Origin of the sequence: Arsenophonus sp. ENCA (genome assembly GCF_002287155.1) — a bacterium.
Lineage (GTDB): Bacteria > Pseudomonadota > Gammaproteobacteria > Enterobacterales > Enterobacteriaceae > Arsenophonus > Arsenophonus nilaparvatae.
This window is the reverse complement of the sequence record NZ_NHNG01000078.1, coordinates 1-2,165: the sequence shown is the minus strand read 5'-3', so window position 1 is coordinate 2,165 and position 2,165 is coordinate 1. Positions and strand designations below refer to the sequence as shown.

General features: G+C 35.2%; 2 protein-coding genes. Both read right to left on the bottom strand.

Translation table 11 applies throughout. The features are described from left to right. Positions 1-108 precede the first annotated feature (108 nt). Entirely contained in the window at positions 109-366 is a 258-nt protein-coding gene (locus CBG25_RS02405) for a hypothetical protein (RefSeq protein WP_290604269.1), read from the bottom strand. Positions 367-1,006: 640 nt separating this feature from the next. Then, a complete protein-coding gene (locus tag CBG25_RS02400; RefSeq protein WP_290604267.1) occupies positions 1,007-1,345 on the bottom strand; it encodes a hypothetical protein in 339 nt (112 codons plus the stop codon). Positions 1,346-2,165 lie beyond the last annotated feature (820 nt).

Genomic DNA, 2,165 nt, shown 5'->3' with positions numbered 1-2,165 from the left:
TACAGGTTTCGATCTTGACCAGCGGGTCACCCAACTTGTCGATCGTCTGTTGGTGATACTGGTTTGCAAAGAGGTCATTCTTAATGGCGCTGCGTTTCTTCATGGTGGTTAGCTCAGTAGACCAGCTTCCGATAACTTTATCAGCAAAATCAAACTCGGCTTAGGTTTTTCGAGGTGCCCTGTGGTGGGTTGAGCACCAAAATTCAGCGTTCCTAGCAGAATACCTGAAGTGGCAGTTGAACCATTAACCACACAGGAGTTGGATAGCGTTAGGGTCACATTAACCGTTCCCGTTGTAGTAGCTGCCAGAGCCGAATGAGAGGCTAACAAACAGCCGATAACAGAGAATAAACGTATACCTTTCATTATGGCTCCTTACTATGATGGCTTAGCTGTTCAATTGTTTGCTAACAGCAATCATTGCTATTTATGGCTGACAGTAAATAGCTTTGTTATGGCAATTAAAGGTTATAACAAAAAAGAATTATTTTATTACCATGATTTTTAATTTGAGTATTGTGTAGAAATACAAAAAATGCCAATAAAATTATTGGCTTTTTTACAAATTAACTTTTTAACGCAACAGATTATTTTTATCAGCTAAACTGAAGTTATTATTTCATTCTGCTAATAAATAGTTATTAATCAATATAATTTGCATTTTTTCTTAAATTGAAATTAGTGAAAATAAGCTGTATTTTGTTTCTAATTGATTGAAATAAAATATATTTTAAATATTTATTTAGCATGTTGAATTAGTCAGTAGGAAATAAATAACTTATTTTACTCGGCTGGCCAGAAAGGTTTTATATTTGTAGAAAAGAGAAGTAAATTAATAGGGATAGTTACAGAAGTGATAGTAAATTAAATTTATATTTTAATTTTTTTTATTTTCATTTTATCGCTAATTAATTAACTAGAATAATTTTAGCCCCAGCTGTTTTAATCGGCTGGGGTAAAAGCCATAATTAATAACTGTCAGAGTAAGTTATTAATTAATAATATGCTATTTAATATCATCAATCTCGTTAATAAATGTTAAGTCATAGAGATTTTTGTTAGTTGAATAATCTTTAACTGACAAATCTTCTTCAGATTCATCGCTTGAATCTGGCTGGACGACAGTACTTTGGTCGATGTTGGATTCTTCAAACAACGGTTTATCAGACATTATTTCATCAAAATCTGATTCTAAACCATCAGATTGTAACCCTAAATCAGCAAACTCTGCTTCTGGTTTATCAAACTCAAATTCTGAATCATCAAACTGTAATGCAGGCTCATCAAACTCTGATCCTAAATTATAAAACTTCTCCCGCAAGCCTTTGTCATTTAAAAGAGACACGAGTTTCGCACAAAACTAATTTGGGTACGCTAATAAAACACGGATGTGCTCAGCAATAGCATTTTTGATTACCACGAGTTTCGCACAGGCATATAAAATTCTAAAAATGGCTTAAAAGCAATGATTAATCTGCAAGTTACTAAAAAACATAAATTTTCTTAAATTACAATAAGTTGTATTTGATTTATAAGGTTTTGACTATTTATATATCATGCTGAATTAAACTTAAAAATAGAGCGTTTTTTTATTGGTGCGAAACTCGTGTCTTTGAAATTCCTAGGCGTAAATTAGCATTATGTCTGGTTGTTAATTCCTCTGTACTCATGGTTTCACTCAGATAGTCAAGATTAATCAATATTTAACACATATTGTACTATACATTTTACGTAATGTAAAATATAAAACACATAACGTACACAGAGTACAATTCTGGGCTGTACTCCAGAGTACAATCCTGGGCTGTACTCTGGATTTTTTAATTTATTGATTTTTATGTATATTTTTTGGCGGGCTTTTCTCTTTCTAGAGGGGGGGAGAACGCGAAGCGATCGACCCCCCAAAACGCGTTTTCAGGCAACTTCAGTGTGAACGCATTTCTCTGTTCGTTCCTGTGATCTTCCGCTTCCTCGCTTTGGCTGTTCGTTCCTCGTCGCTTCTCTCCTGCGGTACGCCTCAGCCAAAGACTGCGGCGAGCGGTGGGAGTTACAAGGACTTATTCTTTTTCGATTCTAGGCGTAAAGCCCTTGGAAAGCCTGTAGCGGCGTTTTCTCGGTTTAAGATGCCCACCAGGGCATGGAAGGCGCGAAAATCGCTTACAGAG

Bases quoted from the DNA above. Each gene is read 5' to 3' on its own strand.
- CBG25_RS02405 (WP_290604269.1), bottom strand. From the start codon at position 366: ATGAAAGGTATACGTTTATTCTCTGTTATCGGCTGTTTGTTAGCCTCT.